This is a genomic window from Kitasatospora sp. NPDC038210, assembly GCF_055600605.1.
In genome coordinates this window covers 1-20644 of sequence record NZ_JBVJYK010000019.1, presented here as the reverse complement: position 1 = coordinate 20644, position 20644 = coordinate 1, and the positions used below count along the sequence as shown (strand labels likewise).

The window sequence follows — 20644 nt, the reverse complement described above, 5'->3', positions numbered from 1 at the left end:
GCGGCCGCGGAGTCCGCGGCGGCGTCAGCGGCGGATGCCGGTGGCGAACGGAAGGGTGTTGACGAAGGCCCGGTGGTGCTCGCGGTCGCACCACTCCAGCTTGAGGTAGCTCTTGCCGGCCGAGGCCCGGATGGTCCGCTTGTCGCGGGCCAGCGCGTCGGGGTTGCGCGAGGAGACCGTGATGTAGCCGACCAGGTTCACCCCGGCCGCGCCGGAGGCCAGGTCGTCACCGCGCTGGTCCACCCGGCCGGTGTGGGCCAGGTCGCGCGGGTCGACCGTCCGGTTCATCTTGGCGGCGCGGCTGGCCTCCGCCTCGTCGTTGGTCTTCTCGGTCAGCATCCGCTCGATCGCGACGTCGGTGGGCTCCAGGTCCATCGTCACCGCGACCGTCCGGATCACGTCCGGGGTGTGCACCAGCAGCGGCGCCAGGAAGTTGACGCCCACCGGGGTGAGCGGCCACTCCTTGATCCACGCGGTGGCGTGGCACCACGGCTCCCGGGTCGCCGACTCGCGGGTCTTCGCCTCCAGGTACTGCGGGTTGGTCGCGTCCAGCTCGGCCGGCCAGGCGTTGCGCCGGGACATCGCCTGGATGTGGTCGATCGGGTGGTCCGGGTCGTACATCGAGTGCAGCAGCGAGGAGAGCCGGGCCTGGCCCAGCGGCTGGCGCACCCGGATGTCCGCCTCGGCCAGCCGGGCGCAGATGTCGGTCAGCTCGCGCGCCATCACGGCGGCCAGCCCCTCGTCGTCCCGGGCCCGCCGGCCGGTGGCCGTGCGGCCCATCGCGTGCGCCTCCGCGGCCAGGTCACGGGTGTAGTGCATGCAGGCCACCAGGTACGCCCGGTGCTGCTCGGACGACGTCGACACCATCGACTGCAGCTGGTCGTAGGAGTCCTGCAGCCAGCGGGGCGAGGACGGGTCGCCGCGGCGCTCCACGTCCTTGGCGTGCGCGTCAGGGTCGGCCGGCAGGGTCCGGGCCAGGATCTGCAGCCGGGTCACGAAGCCGTCCCCGTTGGCGACGTGCTTCAGCAGCGTGCCGAACCGGTCGACCAGCGCCTCCTGGTCCTCCGAGTCGCGCAGCCCGACACCCGGGCCCTCGATCTCGATCGCGGCCGTCACCGTCCGCCGCTCCAGGTGCATCAGCACTCCGACCTCGTCCGGTCCGAACGGCGCGGTCAGCCAGCGCAGCCGCCCGACCCCGGGCGGCGGCCCGACCTCCACCTCCCGGCCGTCCATCCGGGTGCCGGCGTCCATCACGTCCGAGCGCCACACCGCCCGCCCGCTGCGGATCGTCCGGCGGTAGGTGCGGTTGATCTCCACCCACTTGTAGAACGTCCGCTTGCGGTACGGCACGTACACCGCCGCGATCGCGAGCGCCGGCAGGCCGACCAGACCGCCGATCCGCAGCGGCAGGATCGGCATCAACAGGCCCCAGAGCATGCCGAGGAACGCCCCGAAGATGATCAGCAGGATCTCGCCGGACTCCCGGTTCCGGCCGATCGGCGCGTTCGGGCGGGCCTTGCCGATCAGGTAGGTGCGGCGCTGGTGCACGTACGGCTGGGCGTACTGGGCACCGTAGTGGCCGAGCGGTTCGCTGCTCACTTACCCGTCACCCTCCCTTCGCTGGATTGCTGTCGCGGATCGGAACCGGGGCGGCCTGCGGCGGCCCGGCCTGCGGCGGTGGGGCGGGCGTCCGGCCGGCGTGGGCGGCGATGCCCGGCGCGACCGAGCCGCCGCCCGCGCCACCACCGCCGCCACCCGCGCCCGCCGGCCCACCGCGGTCGCCGTGGGTGGTGATGCCCTGCTTCATCAGGTTCGCGGTGCCGTTGATCATCGCCGAACCCGCCTGCACCGCGTTGGCCCGGGCCTGGCGCATGTTCAGGATCTCGTCGCCGAAGCCCGGCACGAAGCGGTAGATCGCGGCACTGGCGAAGATCGACAGGAACAGGATCGCCAGCCCCGACAGCACCCGGGCGAAGTCGTCGCTCGCCCCGGCCCCGCTCGCCACCGCGCCCGCCAGGCCCAGGATGATCACGATGATCGGCTTCGCCAGGTCCACCGCCAGCATCACCCCGGCCCACCGGCGCACGTGCTTCCACAGCTGCTTGTCGACCAGCCCCGCGTACACCGCCGTCCCCAGCAGCGCGCCCACGTACAGCATCGCCGCCCGGATCAGCAGCTCGATCCAGAGCACGGCCGCCGCCAGCACCGCGACCAGCGACACCAGCACCAGGATCAGCGGACCGCCGCCGACGTTCCCCTTCTCCAGGGTGTCCGCGAACCCGCCCAGGTACGACCCGGTGTCCGTCTTCGTGCCGACCGCGATCGCCTTGGTCAGCCCGTCCGTCACGCTCACCACGGTGTAGAGGATCAACGGCGTGAACGCGGACGCCACCACCGTCAGCCACAGGAAGCCGATCGCCTCCGAGAACGCCGTCGTCAGCGGCGCCCCCCGCACGGCCCGCTTCGTCACCGCCAGCAGCCACAGCACCAACGTGATCACCGTCGACACCGCGAACACCACGGCGTACTGCTGCAGGAACGACGCGTTGGTGAAGTCCACCTGCGTCGTCCCGTCGATCGCCCCCGACAGGTTCCGCACCACCCACGCCGCCGCCTGCGCACAGCTCTTCGCCAACGCCCCGAGCGGATCGGTCACATTGCTGACGGTGTTGCCGCCGGGAATGACGACCGCACCCCCGGGGGCGCACCCTGCCTCGCTACCGGGGATCGGAAGATCCACCTTCTGGCAGGTGGGAGTAGCGGTGGGCGCCGGATCGGCGAACACCCGCTGGGCGGCGAGCATCGCCGTCACCTGCAGAGTGGCCAGCACGCCGGCCAACGTGCCCGCACGGCGTGCGGTCCTTCCGCGCGAGGTCTGGTCAACGGGCATAGCGGAACCCCCCGAACTGCTGCACGGCGCCGGTGATCTCCTCGGCGGTTGCGGCCTGCTGGTCTCCGGGCATCGGCGCGGGGCCCTGCCTGCTGGTGAAGTCGGTGAGCTTCCAGTCGCCGCCCGTCCAGTGCAGCGAGAGCGTGAGGGTGAACCAGTTCGTGGTCACCGGCTGGACGGAGCGCTCGCCAGCGAGGCCGGTGAGGCCGGTGCACCACACCTCGACCTTGGCGTCGCTGTCGGTGTAGCCGGTCGACTTGGTGCCGACCGGGACGGTGCGGCTGACGAAGGTGAGGCCCTTGGGGGCGCGGCCCTGGGCGTCCAGTCCGTAGCGGGTGACGGTGTCGCCGCCGAAGCCCTGGTCCAGTCGGCTCTGCAGGGTCGGCGCCGCTCCCGGGTCGGCGATGGTGGCGACGATGGTGTGGCGACTGTCCGCGCGGAACATGTCCGCGGAGCCGATCGCCACCGCGTAGTTGGCCGCGGCGGACTGGGCGCCCTGGTCGCTGTGCGGGAAGCCGGAGGCGATGCCGTTGACGGTGGTGCCGACGGGCTGGTCGCCGCTGGGGGCGGGGCCGGCGCCGGAGGGTGCGCTGGGGGCGGCGTGGTCGGCGGAGCGGCCGCCGTCGCGGCCGGTACCGGGCTTGCCGCGGTTGGCGATGGCGATGGCCACGACGAGCAGGGTGACGACGACGAGGACGGTCAGCAGGGTGCGCAGCGGTCGTGACTGACGGAGGCTCGGCTGCGGGGAGGGCTGTTCGCCGACCGGTAGCCGCGTACGGGTGTGCGGCTGGTCGTCGGACAACGGCACGGCGGCCCTCCTGGTGCGGGGAGCCGGGGCGGCTCCGGGGGCCCTCCACCCGGGGGCGGGCGCGGACGGAGGGTGGGAACGGGGGTGGAGTCCTGGCGGGCCGGCCGCTGGAGGGGGTCCGGACGGGGACCCGACCTCGGACGGGCCGGACTACTGCTGTCCGATCGTCAGATCGCCATGCCGTAGACAATGGTGAACAGAGTGCCGAGTGATCCGATGATGAACACGCCGGTCAGTCCGGCCACGATCAGCCCCTTGCCCTGTTCGGCTCCGAAGCTGTCGCGCATCGCGGTCGCACCGATCCGCTGCTTGGCGGCGCCCCAGACGGCCAGGCCGAGGCAGACGAGGATGGCGACGGCCATGATGACCTCGACCATCACCCGGGCCTCCGACCCGAGGCTCGCGAACGGGCCCCAGTCCGGGGCGATCCCGCCGATGATGGTGTCGATATTCGGCTTCTTCGGTGGGTCATCGGCCAGGTGGCCGACCGCATAGGTGTGCACGCTGCTCAGGTTCATTTCCATCTCACCGCCCGATCAGGCAAATTCAAGGGCCCGGACCCCGCCCGCGCGAAGGGTCGGTGCCTATTCTTGGCCAGATCTGATGTCGACTTGGCTACTTCTCGCGGATTGGTCGTGAGGCATCGGACACGTACGCGAGGATGTCCACCGTACGAAGGATAGCGCTCACTCCTTGTATCTCTGATGATTGCGGTGAGCAACGCCTTCCGGGACACTTCGACTGACGAATCGTCGGGATGGTGCTGATGGTACTCCGGAAGGCCGGTGCGGCCGCCGTCGCTGCGGGAGTTGTCTCGTTCGGGCTCATCGGGCTGGTGACGATGGGGACTTATGCGGCGAGTGGGACTTCGCAGCAGGCGGCGAATCGTTCCGCCCTCTCGCCCGGAACGGTCCCCGCGGCCTACCAGGACGCGATCCAGAAGTGGGGCGCGCTCTGCCCGGAGATCTCCCCGCCGATGCTCGCGGCGCAGCTGTACCAGGAAAGCGGATTCGACCCCAAGGCCCGCTCCGGTGTCGGGGCACAGGGAATGGCGCAGTTCATGCCGGGGACCTGGGTGACGTACGGAACGGACGGGAACGGTGACGGCCGGAAGGACGTCTGGGACCCGTACGACGCGATCGCCTCGGCGGCGGCCTACGACTGCGCGCTCGCCAAGGACGTCTCGAACGTCCCGGGAGACCCGCAGGCCAACATGCTGGCCGCCTACAACGCCGGTCCGTACGCGGTGACGAGCAACCGGGGCATCCCGCCGTACAAGGAGACCCAGGGCTACGTGCGGAGCATCCAGGCGATGGCGCGCAGCTTCACGGCGCCGACCGCGCCGTTGGAGGTGTCCGCGCAGTCGGCGGCGGCGATCTACTTCGCGCAGACCAAGCTCGGCACCCCCTACCTGTGGGGCGGCGAGGGCCTGCCCTCGCAGAACGGCCGGTTCGACTGCTCGGGCCTGACCCAGGCGGCGTACGCCAGCGTGGGCATCACGCTTCCCCGGGTGGCCAACGACCAGTGGTACGCGGGCCCGCACCCGTCGCGCGATCAGTTGCGGCCCGGGGACCTGGTGTTCTTCGCGACGGACCTGAGCGACCCGCGGAGCATCCACCACGTGGGGATCTACGTCGGCGGCGGCTACATGATCAACGCTCCGCACACCGGCGCGGTGATCCGCTACGACAAGATCGACACCAAGGAGTACATCGGCGCGACCCGGGTCACCTCGGACGGCGCCCAGGCGCTGCCGAGCCGGAACAACGACGGATCGGTCAACGCCCCGAGCCGGCCCGGTTCGACGGCGCCGGCGAGCCCCGTCTCGAACCAGGGCGGAACCCAGGGCGGCACCCAGGGCGGCAGCCAGGCGGTCTCCGCCCGGCCCGCGGCGGCGGCCCCGCCCGCGCCGACCGGACCGGCCCCCGCCGGGGCGGGCCGGTAGGCCGCGGTGCGGCCGGGCCGCCCGGGACCTGTGTGCGCACTGTGGACGCTGAGTCAAGTTTCGATAACCGCGCGTTTCCGTGGAACGCTGTATCCCGGAAATGACGTTTCTTCCGGTGGCCCCTCGTCAGCAGTCCGCGCCGGGCGGGCCCCGGCGGGAACCCACAGGTGCAGCGGACCAGAAGGAGGTGCGGCGTGCCGACGCCGCTTGCCGACACGACCAACCCCGACCTCGGCCTGCTCTACGCCGTCAACGGTCTGGCCAAACGCTCCCCGCAGTGGCTGGACCACCTGGTCTCGTGGATCGGCGAGTACGGCATCCTGATCGGCCTGGGCATGCTCGGTCTGGTGGCCTGGCTGCAGGCCAGACGCCGCCCGGACGCGCCGGTGGCGGTCGCCGGGCTGCTCTGGGTGCCGCTCTCGGTCGCGATCGCCGAGCTGGCCAACCTGCCGATCGCCGCGATCGTGAACCGTCCGCGCCCGTTCGTCGACCACCCCGGGCTGCTGGTGCTGGTGGACGGCAAGGCCGGCACGCACTCCTTCGTCAGCGACCACTCGACGATGACGATGGGCGTCGCGGTGGCGCTGTTCCTGGTGAACCGGAGGCTCGGCTGGATCGCCGGCGGCCTGGCCCTGTTGCAGGGCTTCTGCCGGATGTTCATGGGCGTCCACTACCCGACCGACGTGATCGGCGGCTTCGCGCTGGCCGTCGCCGTGGTGCTGCTGCTGGCGCCGATCGCGATGGCGGTGCTGGTCCCGTTCTGCCACGCGCTGAGCCGGACGGCCGTCGCCCCGCTGATCCGGGCACCGGAGCGCGCGGACGCGGCCCGCGGCGGGGCTGCTCCGCGCGGCCGTCGGCGCGGGCGCGGGCCGGTGCGGGCCGAGGAGCAGCCGCCGGAGTCCGACCTCGCGGCCTGACCCACCGCACCGGTGGCACGGCCGGGAAACCGCCCGGCCCGGGAACGGTCCGGCCGTCCCGGTCGGTCACTCCGACGCCGTGCCGTTCTCGGCCAGGTGGCCGGCCCCCTCTCGGCGGGCGAGGTCGCGGGAGCGGCGGGCCGGGGAGTACCAGCCGCAGCTGCACGTCGCGTAGGCGAAGGAGCCGCGCTCGCTGATGGCGACGCGGTGTTCGGGCATCCGGGTGCCGGGCGCGGCCGACAGCTCGCTGTGCACGTAGTTCACCGTAACGCGCCGGACGCCCGGTGCGCGACGCCCTCCGGCCGGCGGGCACCCGTAACCCTTTCCGGCCCAACTCGTTTGCCCGGAAAGAGCTCTGCCCACCCGGTGGTGTCCCGGCAGGGCAGTCGGGCCCGAGGGGGTTGTCGCGAGGATGAAGATGACCGACCAGCAGCGCACCGGGCGGCCAGCGCGCCGTCCGGGTCCGCACCTGCGCTCGGCGGCCGGGGCCGCCCTGCTCGCCGCCGCGCTCGCGGCGGGCGCGGCCGGCTGCACGGGATCCGGCGGCGGTTCCTCGGACCAGCAGTCGAACGCCCCCGACCAGCTCGCCGCGGACCCGCTGACGGCGGTGCGCAACGCCGCCGACATCACCGGCCGCACCGGCTCCGCGCACACCGCCACCGAGCTGGTCACGGAGTCCGCCGAGAAGAAGGCCTCGTTCAGCGGCACGGGCGGCTACGACTACGTGAAGCGGATCGGCCGGCTGGAGGTGCAGGTCCCGCCGGGCGCCGCGACCACCGGGAAGATCGTCGAGGTGGTCCTGCCCGGCACCGTGTACCTGCAGAACAGCGGCGCCAAGGTGCCCGAGGGCAAGTGGGTGAAGCTGGACGTGCGCCAGCTGCCGGACGGCAACCTGGTCAGCAGCGGCGCGACCGACCCGGCCTCGGCGGCGGGGGCGCTGCGCGGGGCGCAGAAGGCGGACGCGGTGGGCACCGAGACGGTCGACGGCGTCGCACTGCACCACTACCGCGGCACCCTGGACCTGGCCAAGGCCGCCGACGCGACCGGTGGCCGGGGCGGGGACGGCCTGCGGATGGGCGCGCAGACCTTCACCGTCAAGGAAGTCCCGTACGACGCCTGGCTGGACGACCAGGGCCGGCTGCACAAGGTGGTCGAGGTGTTCACCTTCGCCGGGGTGGCCGGGTCGAAGGAGGCCAAGGACCAGGTGAAGGTGACGTCGACGACCTCGCTGGCGGACTTCGGCAAGCCGGTCGAGGCGGCCGAGCCGTCGGCCTCGGACATCTACCAGATGAAGCCCACGGAGAGCCCCAAGTAGGTCGCCCGGGCAGCGCTCCGGCGCCGGGGCGAGACGGGGTGCCGTCGGAGCGGGTGGCCGTCCGGGGAGCGGCGGTCACCCGTTTCGGCGGCGCCGAGATGGCCCGTCCGTGCCATGTGGACGGGCCCCGGAGTGCCTAGGCTGGACGTCGGGTGGCTGCCGCCCGGGCTGGCGAGGCACTGAAGGGGTGGTGCAGGTGGTGTCGTCCACGGGCGGCCGCAGCGGCGGCCACGACGACGCGGCCCTCGACGAGATCGAGCTGGCCGGCGAGCTGATGATCGCCGCGACGGCCAGCTCCGGCGAGCGGCTGCCGACCGAACGGATCGACGAGGTGCTGCTCGACCGGGCCGACCCCCGGTCCGCCGACCGGGAGGCCGACGGCTAGCGGGGCGGCCCGGACCACCCGCAGGGCCGTGGGGCCGTGGGGTCGCGGGGCCGCGGGCTCAGCTGCGCAGCAGGCGGCTGATCGCGGCGGTGGCCTCCGCAACCTTGGCGTCCAGTTCGGCCCCGCCCTGCTCGGCGGCGGCGGCGACGCAGTGCCGCAGGTGCTCCTCCAGCAGGGAGAGCGCGAAGGACTGCAGCGCCTTGGTGCTGGCCGAGACCTGGGTGAGCACGTCGATGCAGTAGACGTCCTCGTCGACCATCCGCTGGAGGCCGCGGATCTGGCCCTCGATCCGGCGCAGCCGCTTGAGGTGCGCGTCCTTCTGGGCGCTGTAGCCGTGCGGGCCGTGCCCGCCCTGGTGTCCGGCGGCGGCCGCGGGTGCGGCGTGGCCGGCGTGCGGGTCGGCCCCGTGCGCGTGATCCGGCTCGGTGCGCGCTTGCGTCGTGGTCATCGGCCCCGCCTTCGTCTGAGTGCCTGGTGGCTGCGTCGGCCACCAGTGTCCAACACCGGGGCCTCCGGTGGTGTTCCGGCGGCCGATGCGGCATGTGCCGCCGAGCTCGGGCGGGGCCGTCCGGCGGGTTCACCCGTCTGAGCGGCGACCCGGCCCCCCGTGCGCACGACGGGGACAATCCGGGCGAGGTTCCGTCAGACTGGGGGCCCGCGTCCGTACGTGGCGGTGCGGCCGGGCCGGCTGGTGCAGCAGCCGAACGGAAGGGGAGGCTCCGGCTCCGAGCTCGGCACCCCGTTTGCGTGATTGCGCTCGGTTGCACCTAGCATCGTTCAGTCCCTACCCCGCACATCGGAGATTTCCGTGCGTTTTAGCCTGACCCCGAAGGAGACGAGCTTCTACGACATGTTCGCCGCCGCGGCGGAGAACCTCGTCGTCGGATCGAAGCTCCTGCTGGAGCTTCTGGGATCGGACGTGTCGGCCCGCACGGAGATCGTCGAGCGCATGCGCGCCGCCGAGCACGCCGGGGACGACACCACCCATGCCGTCTTCCACCAGCTGAACTCGTCCTTCATCACGCCCTTCGACCGCGAGGACATCTACAGCCTCGCCTCGTCGCTGGACGACATCATGGACTTCATGGAGGAGGCCGTCGACCTGGTCGTCCTCTACGACATCCAGACCCTGCCGAAGGGGATCGAGCAGCAGATCGAGGTGCTGGCCCGGGCCGCCGAGCTCACCGCGGCGGCGATGCCGAACCTGCGGAGCATGTCGAACCTCACCGAGTACTGGATCGAGGTCAACCGGCTGGAGAACCAGGCCGACCAGATCCACCGCAAGCTGCTCGCCCACCTGTTCTCCGGTCAGTACGACGCCATCGAGGTGCTCAAGCTCAAGCAGATCGTGGACGTCCTTGAGGAGGCGGCGGACGCGTTCGAGCACGTCGCCAACACGGTGGAGACCATCGCCGTCAAGGAGTCCTGACCCTCGTGGACATGGCAGCACTCATCGCCGTCATCGGCGTTGCGTTCTTCTTCACCTACACCAACGGCTTCCACGACTCGGCGAACGCGATCGCCACGTCGGTCTCCACCAGGGCGCTCACCCCGCGGGCCGCGCTCGCGATGGCCGCGGTGATGAACCTGGCCGGCGCCTTCCTCGGCAGCGGCGTGGCGCACACCGTCTCGCAGGGGATCATCGACACCCCCTCGGGCAACCAGGGCATGACGATCCTGTTCGCCGCCCTGATCGGCGCGATCGCCTGGAACCTGGTCACCTGGTACTTCGGACTGCCCTCCTCCTCCTCGCACGCCCTGTTCGGCGGCCTGGTGGGCGCCGCGCTGGCCGGCGGCACCGGGGTGATCTGGAGCGGAGTGATCGACAAGATCATCATTCCGATGGTCGTCTCGCCGGTGGTCGGCCTGATCGGCGGCTACCTGGTGATGCTGGCGATCCTGTGGATCTTCCGCCGGGCCAACCCGCACCGGGCCAAGCGCAACTTCCGGGTCGCCCAGACCGCCTCCGCCGCCGCGATGGCACTGGCGCACGGCCTCCAGGACGCCCAGAAGACCATGGGCATCGTGGTGATGGCCCTGGTCATCTCGGGCCAGCAGGCCACCTACGACATCCCGGTCTGGGTGAAGATCTCCTGCGCGACGATGCTCTCGCTGGGCACCTACGCGGGCGGCTGGCGGATCATGCGGACGCTCGGCCGCAAGATCATCGAGCTGGACCCGCCGCAGGGCTTCGCGGCCGAGACCACCGCCTCGATCGTCATGTACATCACCTCGTTCGTCTACAAGGCGCCGATCTCCACCACCCACGTGATCACCTCGGCGATCATGGGCGTGGGGGCCACCAAGCGGATCCGCGCGGTGCGCTGGGGCGTCGCGAAGAACATCGTGCTCGGCTGGTTCATCACGATGCCGGCGGCCGCCATCGTCGCAGCGCTGGTGTACTGGTTCGTCCACCTGTTCTGGGGCTGATCCCGGAGGGACCCGCCGGACACCGGTCCCGGAGGCCCCCGGACGACACCGGGAACGTGACAGGGCCCGCCCCCACATCTCGGGGGCGGGCCCTTCTTCATGTCCCGCGGCGGCACCGCCATGCAGCACCACGGGACAGCTCGCGTTCCGCCGTTCGCCGCGCTTGCGCGCGTGGCGGGGTCCGGTCTAGCCGAAGCGGCCGGAGATGTAGTCCTCGGTCGCCTGGACCGACGGGTTGGAGAAGATCCGCTGGGTGTCGTCCAGCTCGATCAGCTTGCCCGGCTGGCCGACGCCCGCCAGGTTGAAGAAGGCGGTGCGGTCGCTGACGCGGGCCGCCTGCTGCATGTTGTGGGTCACGATGACGATGGTGAACTGCGACTTCAGCTCGCCGATCAGGTCCTCGATGGCGAGGGTGGAGATCGGGTCGAGCGCGGAGCAGGGCTCGTCCATCAGCAGGACCTGCGGCTCGACCGCGATGGCGCGGGCGATGCACAGACGCTGCTGCTGACCGCCGGAGAGACCGGCACCGGGCTTGTTCAGCCGGGTGTGGACCTCCTTCCAGAGGTTGGCGCCCTTGAGCGAGCGCTCCACCACCTCGTCCAGGACGGCCTTCTTCTTCACGCCGGCGAGCCGGAGGCCGGCGACCACGTTGTCGTAGATCGACATGGTCGGGAACGGGTTCGGGCGCTGGAAGACCATGCCGATCGAGCGGCGCACGGCGACCGGGTCGACGTTGGCGGCGTACAGGTTCTCGTCGTCCAGGAGGACCTTGCCCTCGACGCGGGCGCCGGGGATCACCTCGTGCATCCGGTTCAGGGTGCGCAGGAAGGTGGACTTGCCGCAGCCGGAGGGGCCGATGAAGGCGGTCACCGAGCGGGGTTCGATGCTCATCGAGATGTCCTCGATGGCCTTGGTGGTGCCGTAGTAGGCCGACAGTCCGCTGACGTCGATGCGCTTGGCCATGATCGTTGCTTCTCTCGTCTGTCTCGTACGTCAGTCTGGTCAGTGGCCGGTCTTGGGCGAGCGCCAGCGGGCGATACCCCGGGCGATGAGGTTGAGCCCCATCACGAAGGCGATCAGCACCAGCGCCGCACCCCAGGCTCGGGCGTAGCCGTACTGGTTGTTCACCTGGGAGTACTGAGTCCAGATGTACATCGGCAGGGACTGCTGCGGACCGTCGAACGGGTTGTTGTTGATGTAGTCGGCGCCGAACACCAGCATCATCACCGGGGCGGTCTCGCCCGTGATGCGGGCGACCGCGAGCATCACACCGGTGGTGATGCCGCCGATCGCGGTGGGGAGGACGATCCGCAGGATGGTCTTCCACTTCGGCACGCCGAGCGCGTACGAGGCCTCGCGCAGCTCGTTCGGGACGAGCTTGAGCATCTCCTCGGTGGACCGGACCACGACCGGCATCATCAGGATGGCCAGCGCGAGGCTGCCCGAGAAGCCGGAGTAGCTGAAGCCCAGGGCGAGGTTCCAGAGCGAGAGGATGAACAGACCGGCGACGATCGACGGGATGCCCGTCATGACGTCGACGAAGAAGGTGACCGCCTTGGCGAGCTTGCCGCGGCCGTACTCGACCAGGTAGACGGCGGTCAGCAGCCCGATCGGGGCGGCGATGGCGGTCGCCAGGGCGACCTGCTGCAGGGTGCCGATCAGCGCGTGGTAGATGCCACCGCCGGGACCGGACTGGAGCACGCCCTTCATCGAGTGGCTCAGGAAGTTCCCGTTGACCACCTCGATGCCCTGCTGGACGGTGTACACGGTCAGGGCGACCAGCGGGACGACCGCCAGGATGAAGGCGACCCAGACCACCGAGGTGGCGAGCCGGTCCTTGGCCTGTCGGCGGCCCTCGACCCAGGCCGAGGCGCCGTAGCTGATCAGGAGGAACAGCAGGCCCGAGATCAGGCCCCACTGCAGGTGGCTGGCGAGGCCGGCGGCAGCGCCGATCCCGCAGCCGAGGGCGATCGAACCGACCGCGACGGCAGCCGGGGCCCACTTGGGCAGCCGGTTGGCGGTCAGCGGACGGCCGGCGGGCCGGGCGTCCTCGACGACGGCGGTGGCGGTCATGCGTTGGCCCCCGAGTACTCCTTGCGGCGGGCGATGATCAGTCGCGCGGCACCGTTCACCAGGAGGGTGATGACGAACAGGACGAGGCCGGAGGCCATGAGCGCGTTGCGGCCGTTCTCGCCGGCCTCGGCGAACTTCAGCGCGATGTTCTGCGCGAAGGTTCCGCCGCCCGCGTCGAGGATGTGCAGCGACAGGACGTTGCTGGAGGAGAGCACCACCGCGACCGCGATGGTCTCGCCGAGCGCGCGGCCGAGGCCGAGCATCGAGGCCGAGATGATGCCGGGGCGGCCGAACGGCAGCACCGCGGTGCGGATCATCTCCCAGCGGGTCGCGCCGAGCGCGAGCGCCGCCTCCTCGTGCATCCGCGGAACCTGGCGGAACACCTCGCGGGAGACCGCGGTGATGATCGGCAGGACCATGATCGCCAGCAGGATGCCCACGGTGAACAGGTTGCGCGGGGTGCCGGACTTGGTCTGGTCGAAGATGTACGTCCAGCCCAGGTACTCGTTGAGCCAGCTGGTCAGGCCGTCCATGTGCGGGACGAGGAAGAGCGCGCCCCACAGGCCGTAGACGATGCTGGGGACGGCGGCGAGCAGGTCGACCAGGTAGGCGAACGGCTGGGCGATCCGGCGCGGCGCGTAGTGCGAGATGAACAGCGCGATCCCGATGGCCACCGGGACGGCGATCGCCATCGCGATGACGGCGCTCACGATGGTGCCGACGACCAGCACCGCGATGCCGAAGACCGGCTTCGGCGCGTCCGGCGCCCACTCGAAGGTGGTGAAGAAGTTGCCCTCGTTCTTGCTGAGGGCCAGGCCCGAGCGCCAGGTCAGGAAGCCGGCGATCGCGGCCATGATGACCAGCAGCAGGATGCCCGATCCCCGGGCGAGGTTCATGAAGATCTTGTCGCCGAACCGGCTGTCACGCGGTCGGCGTTCCCTGCCTCGCGGGGCGGCAGGGGGGGATGAAGTCATTGGTCTACTCCGGTCTGGTGATGCCGCCCCGGAAGGGGGACGGCACCATGGCGGCGGTGCCCCGGACGTGGTGCTGGGTTTGGTGCGTTCCGGTGGGGCGGCCCCGGCCCCCCTCGCTCACGGGGCCGCTCCACCGGTGGTCCTGTCGGATCAGGCCAGGGTCGGGATGACGGCGTTGACCTTGTCGGTCAGCTCCTTCGGCAGCGGGACGTAGCCCTTCTCGCCGGCCGCCTTCTGGCCCGCCTCGCTGGCGGTGTAGGTCAGGAAGGACTTCAGGGTGTCGACCGTCTCGGCCTTGTTGCCCTTGTCGCAGACGATCTCGTAGGTGACCAGGACCAGCGGGTACGAGCCCTCGTCCTTGGTCGCATAGTCGAGCTTCAGCGCCAGGTCGCTGCCGGTGCCGGCGATCTGGGCCTTGGCGAAGGTGTTGGCGGCGTTGGCGGCGGTGGCCTCGACCGGCTTGGAGGCGCCGGTGTTGATGGCGGCGCTCTTCAGGCTGTTGGTCTGGGCGTAGGCCAGCTCGACGTAGCTGATCGAGTTCTTGACCTGCTTCACCTGGGCCGCGACGCCGGCGCTGCCGTTGGCCGACTGGCCGCCCTTGGCCGCCCAGGTCTTGCTGGACGGGTAGGACCAGGCGCCGTTGCCGGCGGCGGCGAAGTACTTGGTCAGGTTGTCGGTGGTGCCGGAGTCGTCCGAACGGTGGAACGACTGGATCTCGGCGTCCGGCAGCTTGGCGCCCGGGTTCAGGGCGACGATCGCCGGGTCGTTCCACTTGGTGATCTGCGAGTCGAAGATCTTGGCGGCGGTCGGGCCGTCGAGGACCAGGTTGTCGACGCCCTCCACGTTGAAGACCAGCGAGATCAGACCGCCGGCCATCGGCAGGTCGATGCCCTGGCCGCCGGTGCAGACCGCCTTGGAGGCGTCGACCTCGGCCGGCTTCAGGGCCGAGTCGGAACCGGCGAACTGGACCTTGCCCTGGGTGAACTGCTGGATGCCCGCGCCGGAGCCCACGCCCTGGTAGTTGATCGTGGTGCCGGAGCAGGCGCCGCTGAAGTTGGTCTTCCACACGTCGATCGCGGTGCCCTGCGCGGTCGAACCGGCGGCGATCAGCGAGCCCGGCTTGCCACAGTTGATCGAGGCAGCGGGAGCGGCGGAGCCGGAGCCGCCCGAGGCGGTCGTGTTGTTGTTGTCCGAGCCGCAGGCGGCGAGCGACAGCGAGCTGACGAGCGCCACGGCACCGATGGCGAGGGCCTTGGAGCGGCCGTTCCGCTGGAGCTTCACAGGGGTGTCCCTTTCTGAGGCATTGCCCGCTGCGCGTGCCGTACGGGTACGGCACAGCACGGGTTTCTGCTGTGGTCCGGGGCCCGTTCGGCCCTCCGGTGGTCCCGAAGTTAGGCCGGGTAAGTGACACGACAGCCGGTCGCAAGTGAACGGGGAGTGAACCTCGAAGGGATGGCAGGAAACTACGTCAGGTAGTAACGGTTGCGTCACGGCAAGGGCGCGGGAAGATCACTTCCACGGTTCCTTCACCGGGGCGCGCCGGCCGAGCGCACCGGCTTCGCCCCCAGGATCACCAGCAGCGCATCGATCAGCAACCGGTCGTGCTCGTACGTGAGCCGGGCGCGCGCCTTCCCGGCCGGCAGCCACTCCAACCGGTCCACCTCGCGGTTAGGCCGGAAGGCGCCGCTCGACGGCACCGCGGCCCAGTAGCGGACCTCCTTCGGGCGGCCCTGCACCTGGTAGTGCTGGGCGGGCAGCTCCGGGCCGAGCAGGCACCGGAAACCGGTCTCCTCCCACACCTCGCGCAGCGCCGCCTCGACCACGCCCTCGCCGGGGTCGAGCTTGCCCTTCGGCAGGCTCCAGTCGTCGTACTTGGGCCGGTGGATCACCGCGATCCGCGGCCGCCCCAGCCGGCCGCTCTTCTTCGGCCGGCCCGGCAGCCACAGCACCGCGCCCGCCGCCATGACCACCGTCGCGCGCACCGCCCCGGTCGTGCTCCCCGCCGCCGCCCGCCCGGCTCCCGGGCGCCCGCCCAACTCAGACCGTCCTCGGTGCGGCGGAGTGGCCCCAGCCCTCGGCCGGGAACTCCAGCCAGCCGTCCGGGCCGGGCATCAGCTCGGGCCACCGGCGGCCGAAGGCGTACCGCGCCGACTCCACCTCCAGCCGCTGGTCGGCGTGCACCACGCCCAGCACGTACGCGGTCGCGGGGGTGATCCGCGGGGTGCGCGCCGCGGTGGAGGCGGTGACCGCGGCGTCCGCGGCCTCCTGCTGCCGGGCCAGCACCGCGTCCAGCTCGTCCAGGTCGGAGGACGGGCGGCCGCAGACCTCCAGCGCGTACCTGCCGCGCTTCACCAGGATCCGCAGCCGGGCCCAGGGCGCGTCGTCGGCCGCCAGTGCCGAGTCCGCGTCCACCGCGCCCCGGGCGGCCGGGACGGCGCCCAGCCGGCGCATCCCGTCCCCGCCGTACGGCGTCGCGGCCCGCTGCAGCGGCAGCTGCTGGGCGGTCGCGGACAGCGCGGCGAAGGCCGCGGCCGCGTGCGGCAGAAGCACCGCCGACGCCCGGCCGTCCGCCGAATCCAGCAGCGGCGCCTCGCCGACCAGCAGCGTCATCCGGTCCGCCAGGGCGTGCAGCCGGGCCGAGCGGAGCTCCTGGAGGACCGTGGAGTGCGCCCGGGTGCGGGCCAGGGTCAGCTGCCGGTCCAGCAGCGCCCGCGCCTTGGGGGCGCCCGCGTGGCCGGCCAGCATGCCCGTCCCCTCCGGGTCGCTGCCGCTCAGCGAGTCCAGCGCGCCCAGCAGCCGGGCCGAACGGCGGACGTACCCGGGTTCGAGCGCCAGCAGGTTGAGCAGCCAGCGCAGCTCGGTGCGCGACTCCTGCGCCCAGGTCTGCTCGAAGACCGAGCCGAAGGTGTGCAGCAGCCCGCCCGTCCGCCGGACGGCCCGCAGCAGGTCGGCGGTACCCGCCGCCGGGACGACCGAGGCGGTCCCGGGTCTGGCGCCGACCTCGCCCACCGCCAGCGGCAGGGCGCGCAGGAAGGCGCCGGCCTGGGCGGTGAGGTGGCGGGAAAGGATGTCCCCGGCGGTCGCGGTGGAGGCCGCCTGGGCCGTCATCGGCGCATCGGTCATGGCGTGGTAGATCCCCGTTCCTCCGGGGTCGTTCCCCGGAGCTGGTGGCCGACCGCCGGACCGGCTGCCCTCGGGAGTCTCCAGGGCCCGCCGTTCCGGCAGCTTCGCATCAGTGGACGCGTCAGCGCGTGGTGGCGGCCCGGCGGCGCTGGCGCGAATCGATCAGGAGGTCCTGGATGTGCCGCAGCTGTCGGCCCTCGGCGTCCTGCGAGTGGCGGGTCCAGGAGCCGTCCGGTCCCAGGTGCCAGGACTCGGTCTCGTCCGACACCCCGAGGTCGATCAGCCCGGACAGCTCGGCGCGGTGCGCCGGATCGGTGATCCGCAGCAGCGCCTCGATCCGGCGGTCCAGGTTGCGGTGCATCATGTCGGCGCTGCCGATCCAGACCTCCGGATCGCCGTTGTTGCCGAACACGAAGATCCGGGAGTGCTCCAGGAAGCGCCCCAGGACGCTGCGGACCCGGACGTTCTCGCTCAGTCCCGGCACGCCCGGGCGGATCGCGCAGATGCCGCGCACCCAGACGTCCACCGGCACCCCGGCCTGCGAGGCCCGGTACAGCGCGTCGATCACGGCCTCGTCGACGATCGAGTTGACCTTGAGCTTCACGTACGCCGGGCGGCCCGCCTTGTGGTGGGCGATCTCGTTGTGGATCCGCGCGACCAGTCCGTCGCGCAGGCCGCGCGGGGCGGTCAGCAGACGGCGGTAGGACTCGCGGCGCGAGTATCCGGAGAGCCGGTTGAAGAGGTCCGACAGGTCGGCGCCGACCTGCGGGTCGGAGGTCAGCAGGCCGAGGTCCTCGTAGAGCCGGGCCGTCTTCGGGTGGTAGTTGCCGGTGCCCACGTGCGAGTAGCGGCGCAGGGTGTCGCCCTCCTGGCGCACCACCAGCGACAGCTTGCAGTGCGTCTTCAGCCCGACCAGGCCGTAGACCACGTGACAGCCGGACTCCTCCAGCTTGCGGGCCCACTTGATGTTGGCCTGCTCGTCGAAGCGCGCCTTGATCTCGACCAGGACCAGCACCTGCTTACCGGACTCGGCCGCGTCGATGAGCGCGTCCACGATGGGCGAGTCGCCGGAGGTCCGGTACAGCGTCTGCTTGATCGCCAGGACGTCGGGATCGGCGGCGGCCTGCTCCAGGAAGGCCTGCACCGAGGTGGAGAAGCTGTCGTACGGGTGGTGCAGCAGGACGTCCCGCTCGCGCATCGCGGCGAAGATGTCCGGCTGGGAGGCCGACTCGACGTCGGTCAGGCCGCGGGCCGTGCCCGCCACGAACTTCGGGTACTTCAGCTCCGGCCGGTCCAGCTCGGCGATCCCGAACAGCCCGGTGAGGTCCAGCGGCCCGGGCAGCGGGAAGACCTCCGCCTCGGTGATGTTCAGCTCCCGCACCAGCAGGTCCAGGATGTAGGGGTCGATCGACTCCTCGACCTCCAGCCGCACCGGCGGGCCGAAGCGCCGCCGCATCAGCTCCTTCTCCAGGGCCTTGAGGATGTTCTCGGTGTCGTCCTCCTCCACCTCCAGGTCCTCGTTGCGGGTGACGCGGAAGGCGTGGTGGGCCAGCACCTCCATCCCGGGGAAGAGCTCCTCCAGGTGCGCGCCCATCACGTCCTCCAGCGGGACGTACCGCTGGGGCGAGGCCTCCAGGAAGCGCGCCAGCGACTGCGGCACCTTCACCCGGGCGAAGTGCTTGTGCCCGGAGACCGGGTTGCGCACCACGACGGCCAGGTTGAGCGAGAGTCCCGATATGTACGGGAAGGGGTGCGCCGGGTCGACGGCCAGGGGGGTCAGGACGGGGAAGATCTTCTGCCGGAAGAGCGTGTGGAGCCGCGCCTGCTCCTTCTCGGCCAGCTCCGACCAGCGGACCACCTCGATGCCCTCGGTGGCGAGGTCCGGCAGGACCTCCTGCTGGAAGGCCGCGGCGTGCCGGGCCATGAGCTCGCGGGAGCGGGTCCAGATCAGGTCGAGCACCTCGCGCGGCTGGAGGCCGGACGCGCTGCGCTGGGCCACGCCGGTGGCGATGCGGCGCTTGAGGCCGGCCACCCGGACCATGAAGAACTCGTCCAGGTTGCTGGCGAAGATCGCCAGGAACTTGGCCCGTTCCAGCAGCGGGATCCCGGGATCCTCGGCGAGTTCGAGGACGCGCTCGTTGAACGCGAGCCAGCTCCGCTCGCGGTCGAGGAAGCGCCCCTGCGGCAACGCTTCGAACTCCTGCTCGTCCGTGGCCGGCAGCTCGGGCGGGATGCCCAGCGCACCGGACATCCGGGCCGTCGGCGACAGCGCGGCAGAGACGGGGCGGGGGATGCTCATGGGCTCCAGCTCCTCCAGCAGCAGGACGGCGTCCGGACGCGAATGGCTCTGCGGGCCGTCGCCCTCGCCCCGGGGCGATCCCGGGAACAGCGCCCATCCGCCGGGCGCGGTCCGTACAGGACCGGCCGCCGTGGGGCGGTCGACTCTGCACGAGCGAGACACTACGGACTTCATCCTGTGATCTTCGCGGCAGCAATTGAATCCACGGTAAACACCGCATGGCCAGGAGGAAAGCTGAGTCGGTCGGGGCAAGGGCCGTTGCCGTTCCGGCCACTCGCCCGCGACCGCTCCGGGCCGACTTCACCACCTCCGGGAGGCGGCCGGACCGTGGGGTGAGGGGGTCAGGCCGACCGGTTCTGCTCCTGGTACCGGGCTCGGTACATGAGGTCCACCTCGTGAATGGTGAATCCCAGTCGTTCATATACCCGCACGGCGGCCGGATTGTCGGCGTCGACGTAGAGGAGGACGGTTTCCAGTCCTCGCTCGTCCGGGCCGGAGCCGGTCAGGTGACGCAGACCCGCCGCGGTCAGCGCGCGGCCGAGGCCGCTGCCCTGCTCCGCAGGGTCCACCCCGACCACGTACACCTCGCCGCGCTCCGGCTCGGTGACGGTGGCCGGGTGCACCTTGGTCCAGTGGAAGCCGACCACCTTGCCGTCGCGGGTGGCGAGGAAGAAGCCGGCCGGGTCGAACCAGGGCTCGGCGATCCGCTCCGCCAGGTCCTGCTCGGTCCAGGCGCCCTGCTCCGGGTGGTGGGAGAAGGCCAGCGCGTTCAGCCGCAGCCACTCGGCGTCGTCCTCCCCGGGACGGAAGGTGCGGAGCTCGACGCCCGCGGGGAACGCCACCTCCTCGGTCTGCCGACCGGTGCGGCGCATCTGCCGCAGCTCGCGGACCAGCTCGGCGCCGTACGACCCGGCCAGGTGCCGGGCCGCCGGGTGCCCGCCGTGCACCCAGAAGTCCACCGCGTCGTGCCCCGCCCGGTGGGCCCGGGCCAGTACGGCGTCCACCAGCGGGCGGGCCAGTCCGCGGCCGCGGGCGGCCGGGTCGACGACCAGCTCGGCGGCGGGGGCGGCGGACTGGTCGGCGGCGGGGGCGGCGGACTGGTCGGCGGCGGGGCCCTGCGGGATCTCCAGCTGGCCGTAACCGAGCACGACCCCGGGCTCGGCTTCGGTCGCGGCTTCGGTCTCGGCTTCGGTCTCCACGAAGTGGGTGACCCCCGGGCGCGCGCTCTCCGCGGCACGCAGCCGGAGCCGGCCCTGCTCCGAGACGGCGGACCGACCGTCCACCGCCTGGGCCTCGGCCAGGACACGCAGGGCGCCGTCGCGCTGCCCGGGGTGGAGCACGTTGTTCGCAGTGACTGCCGTCTGATCGTCCATGCACTGACGATACGTCACCGGAAATGCAAAGAACCCCTGATCCGAGTGGATCAGGGGTTCTTTGGAATGATTGTTCGGCGGCGTCCTACTCTCCCACAGGGTCCCCCCTGCA

Annotated in this window: 20 protein-coding genes; 6 read left to right on the top strand and 14 right to left on the bottom strand. The window is 71.5% G+C overall.

Features of this window, described 5'->3' with window-relative positions; translation table 11 throughout:
* Positions 1–24 precede the first annotated feature (24 nt).
* The 4 genes from ACZ7KX_RS31045 to ACZ7KX_RS31030 all read right to left on the bottom strand — a co-directional run bounded on the left by ACZ7KX_RS31045 (position 25) and on the right by ACZ7KX_RS31030 (position 4216).
* A complete protein-coding gene (locus ACZ7KX_RS31045; RefSeq protein ID WP_470329371.1) occupies positions 25–1599 on the bottom strand; it encodes an SCO6880 family protein in 1575 nt (524 codons plus the stop codon).
* A gap of 7 nt (positions 1600–1606) precedes the next feature.
* A complete protein-coding gene (locus ACZ7KX_RS31040) occupies positions 1607–2890 on the bottom strand; it encodes a hypothetical protein (protein ID WP_470329370.1) in 1284 nt (427 codons plus the stop codon).
* On the bottom strand, positions 2880–3698 hold the full coding sequence (locus ACZ7KX_RS31035; protein WP_470329369.1) for a DUF8175 domain-containg protein: 819 nt from the start codon (positions 3696–3698) through the stop codon (positions 2880–2882). Before ACZ7KX_RS31035 ends, ACZ7KX_RS31040 begins: the two co-directional genes overlap by 11 nt.
* Positions 3699–3865: 167 nt before the next feature.
* Positions 3866–4216, bottom strand: coding sequence for a hypothetical protein (locus ACZ7KX_RS31030; protein WP_350525702.1), 351 nt, complete (start codon positions 4214–4216; stop codon positions 3866–3868).
* Between the two features lie 248 nt (positions 4217–4464).
* Between ACZ7KX_RS31030 and ACZ7KX_RS31025 the strand changes: the two genes are divergently transcribed.
* Complete coding sequence (locus ACZ7KX_RS31025; protein WP_470329368.1) at positions 4465–5643, top strand: C40 family peptidase; 1179 nt, start codon at positions 4465–4467, stop codon at positions 5641–5643.
* Between the two features lie 194 nt (positions 5644–5837).
* Positions 5838–6560, top strand: coding sequence for a phosphatase PAP2 family protein (locus ACZ7KX_RS31020; RefSeq protein ID WP_470329367.1), 723 nt, complete (start codon positions 5838–5840; stop codon positions 6558–6560).
* A 66-nt stretch (positions 6561–6626) separates the two neighbouring features.
* Here the strand turns inward: ACZ7KX_RS31020 and ACZ7KX_RS31015 are convergent, their stop codons facing one another.
* Positions 6627–6815 carry a hypothetical protein gene (locus tag ACZ7KX_RS31015; RefSeq protein ID WP_470329366.1) on the bottom strand — a complete coding sequence of 63 codons (189 nt, stop codon included), beginning with the start codon at positions 6813–6815 and terminating at the stop codon, positions 6627–6629.
* Positions 6816–6978: 163 nt separating this feature from the next.
* Here ACZ7KX_RS31015 and ACZ7KX_RS31010 point away from each other — a divergent pair, with 163 nt between their 5' ends.
* Both ACZ7KX_RS31010 and ACZ7KX_RS31005 read left to right on the top strand, forming a co-directional pair.
* The gene (locus ACZ7KX_RS31010; RefSeq protein WP_470329365.1) at positions 6979–7875 is read left to right on the top strand and encodes an SCO4651 family lipoprotein; all 897 of its coding nucleotides are present in this window, start codon (positions 6979–6981) and stop codon (positions 7873–7875) included.
* 196 nt (positions 7876–8071) lie between these two features.
* Positions 8072–8260 carry a hypothetical protein gene (locus ACZ7KX_RS31005; RefSeq protein WP_396549282.1) on the top strand — a complete coding sequence of 63 codons (189 nt, stop codon included), beginning with the start codon at positions 8072–8074 and terminating at the stop codon, positions 8258–8260.
* 58 nt (positions 8261–8318) lie between these two features.
* Here the strand turns inward: ACZ7KX_RS31005 and ACZ7KX_RS31000 are convergent, their stop codons facing one another.
* On the bottom strand, positions 8319–8708 hold the full coding sequence (locus tag ACZ7KX_RS31000; RefSeq protein ID WP_470329364.1) for a metal-sensitive transcriptional regulator: 390 nt from the start codon (positions 8706–8708) through the stop codon (positions 8319–8321).
* Between the two features lie 360 nt (positions 8709–9068).
* On the opposite strand from ACZ7KX_RS31000, the gene ACZ7KX_RS30995 reads away from it, so the two are divergent.
* Together ACZ7KX_RS30995 and ACZ7KX_RS30990 are read left to right on the top strand one after the other, a co-directional pair.
* Positions 9069–9689: a DUF47 domain-containing protein gene (locus ACZ7KX_RS30995; RefSeq protein ID WP_350525709.1), complete on the top strand. Its 621-nt coding sequence runs from the start codon at positions 9069–9071 to the stop codon at positions 9687–9689.
* Positions 9690–9694: 5 nt separating this feature from the next.
* A complete protein-coding gene (locus tag ACZ7KX_RS30990) occupies positions 9695–10690 on the top strand; it encodes an inorganic phosphate transporter (protein WP_350525710.1) in 996 nt (331 codons plus the stop codon).
* A gap of 186 nt (positions 10691–10876) precedes the next feature.
* On the opposite strand, the gene pstB is transcribed toward ACZ7KX_RS30990, so the two are convergent.
* The 8 genes from pstB to mshD form a co-directional block, all read right to left on the bottom strand.
* Positions 10877–11653, bottom strand: a complete 777-nt coding sequence (pstB, locus tag ACZ7KX_RS30985; RefSeq protein WP_470329363.1) for a phosphate ABC transporter ATP-binding protein PstB — start codon at positions 11651–11653, stop codon at positions 10877–10879.
* A 39-nt stretch (positions 11654–11692) separates the two neighbouring features.
* Positions 11693–12763 carry a phosphate ABC transporter permease PstA gene (gene pstA / locus ACZ7KX_RS30980; RefSeq protein WP_350525712.1) on the bottom strand — a complete coding sequence of 357 codons (1071 nt, stop codon included), beginning with the start codon at positions 12761–12763 and terminating at the stop codon, positions 11693–11695.
* A complete protein-coding gene (gene pstC / locus ACZ7KX_RS30975; RefSeq protein WP_470329362.1) occupies positions 12760–13737 on the bottom strand; it encodes a phosphate ABC transporter permease subunit PstC in 978 nt (325 codons plus the stop codon). The genes pstA and pstC overlap by 4 nt, the downstream gene beginning before the upstream one ends.
* A gap of 150 nt (positions 13738–13887) precedes the next feature.
* Positions 13888–15018, bottom strand: a complete 1131-nt coding sequence (gene pstS, locus ACZ7KX_RS30970) for a phosphate ABC transporter substrate-binding protein PstS (protein WP_470329361.1) — start codon at positions 15016–15018, stop codon at positions 13888–13890.
* A gap of 245 nt (positions 15019–15263) precedes the next feature.
* Positions 15264–15701, bottom strand: a complete 438-nt coding sequence (locus ACZ7KX_RS30965) for an NUDIX hydrolase (protein ID WP_396549435.1) — start codon at positions 15699–15701, stop codon at positions 15264–15266.
* Between the two features lie 73 nt (positions 15702–15774).
* Complete coding sequence (locus tag ACZ7KX_RS30960; RefSeq protein WP_470329360.1) at positions 15775–16860, bottom strand: CHAD domain-containing protein; 1086 nt, start codon at positions 16858–16860, stop codon at positions 15775–15777.
* Positions 16861–16981: 121 nt separating this feature from the next.
* Positions 16982–19159, bottom strand: a complete 2178-nt coding sequence (locus tag ACZ7KX_RS30955; RefSeq protein WP_470329359.1) for an RNA degradosome polyphosphate kinase — start codon at positions 19157–19159, stop codon at positions 16982–16984.
* A gap of 341 nt (positions 19160–19500) precedes the next feature.
* Positions 19501–20532, bottom strand: a complete 1032-nt coding sequence (gene mshD, locus ACZ7KX_RS30950) for a mycothiol synthase (protein WP_470329358.1) — start codon at positions 20530–20532, stop codon at positions 19501–19503.
* Positions 20533–20644 lie beyond the last annotated feature (112 nt).

Bases quoted from the DNA above. Each gene is read 5' to 3' on its own strand.
- pstC (WP_470329362.1), bottom strand. From the start codon at position 13,737: ATGACTTCATCCCCCCCTGCCGCCCCGCGAGGCAGGGAACGCCGACCG.
- ACZ7KX_RS30955 (WP_470329359.1), bottom strand. From the start codon at position 19,159: ATGAGCATCCCCCGCCCCGTCTCTGCCGCGCTGTCGCCGACGGCCCGG.
- ACZ7KX_RS31040 (WP_470329370.1), bottom strand. From the start codon at position 2,890: ATGCCCGTTGACCAGACCTCGCGCGGAAGGACCGCACGCCGTGCGGGC.
- pstA (WP_350525712.1), bottom strand. From the start codon at position 12,763: ATGACCGCCACCGCCGTCGTCGAGGACGCCCGGCCCGCCGGCCGTCCG.
- ACZ7KX_RS31025 (WP_470329368.1), top strand. From the start codon at position 4,465: ATGGTACTCCGGAAGGCCGGTGCGGCCGCCGTCGCTGCGGGAGTTGTC.
- ACZ7KX_RS31000 (WP_470329364.1), bottom strand. From the start codon at position 8,708: ATGACCACGACGCAAGCGCGCACCGAGCCGGATCACGCGCACGGGGCC.
- mshD (WP_470329358.1), bottom strand. From the start codon at position 20,532: ATGGACGATCAGACGGCAGTCACTGCGAACAACGTGCTCCACCCCGGG.
- ACZ7KX_RS31010 (WP_470329365.1), top strand. From the start codon at position 6,979: ATGACCGACCAGCAGCGCACCGGGCGGCCAGCGCGCCGTCCGGGTCCG.
- ACZ7KX_RS31030 (WP_350525702.1), bottom strand. From the start codon at position 4,216: ATGAACCTGAGCAGCGTGCACACCTATGCGGTCGGCCACCTGGCCGAT.
- pstB (WP_470329363.1), bottom strand. From the start codon at position 11,653: ATGGCCAAGCGCATCGACGTCAGCGGACTGTCGGCCTACTACGGCACC.
- ACZ7KX_RS30965 (WP_396549435.1), bottom strand. From the start codon at position 15,701: ATGGCGGCGGGCGCGGTGCTGTGGCTGCCGGGCCGGCCGAAGAAGAGC.
- ACZ7KX_RS30960 (WP_470329360.1), bottom strand. From the start codon at position 16,860: ATGACCGATGCGCCGATGACGGCCCAGGCGGCCTCCACCGCGACCGCC.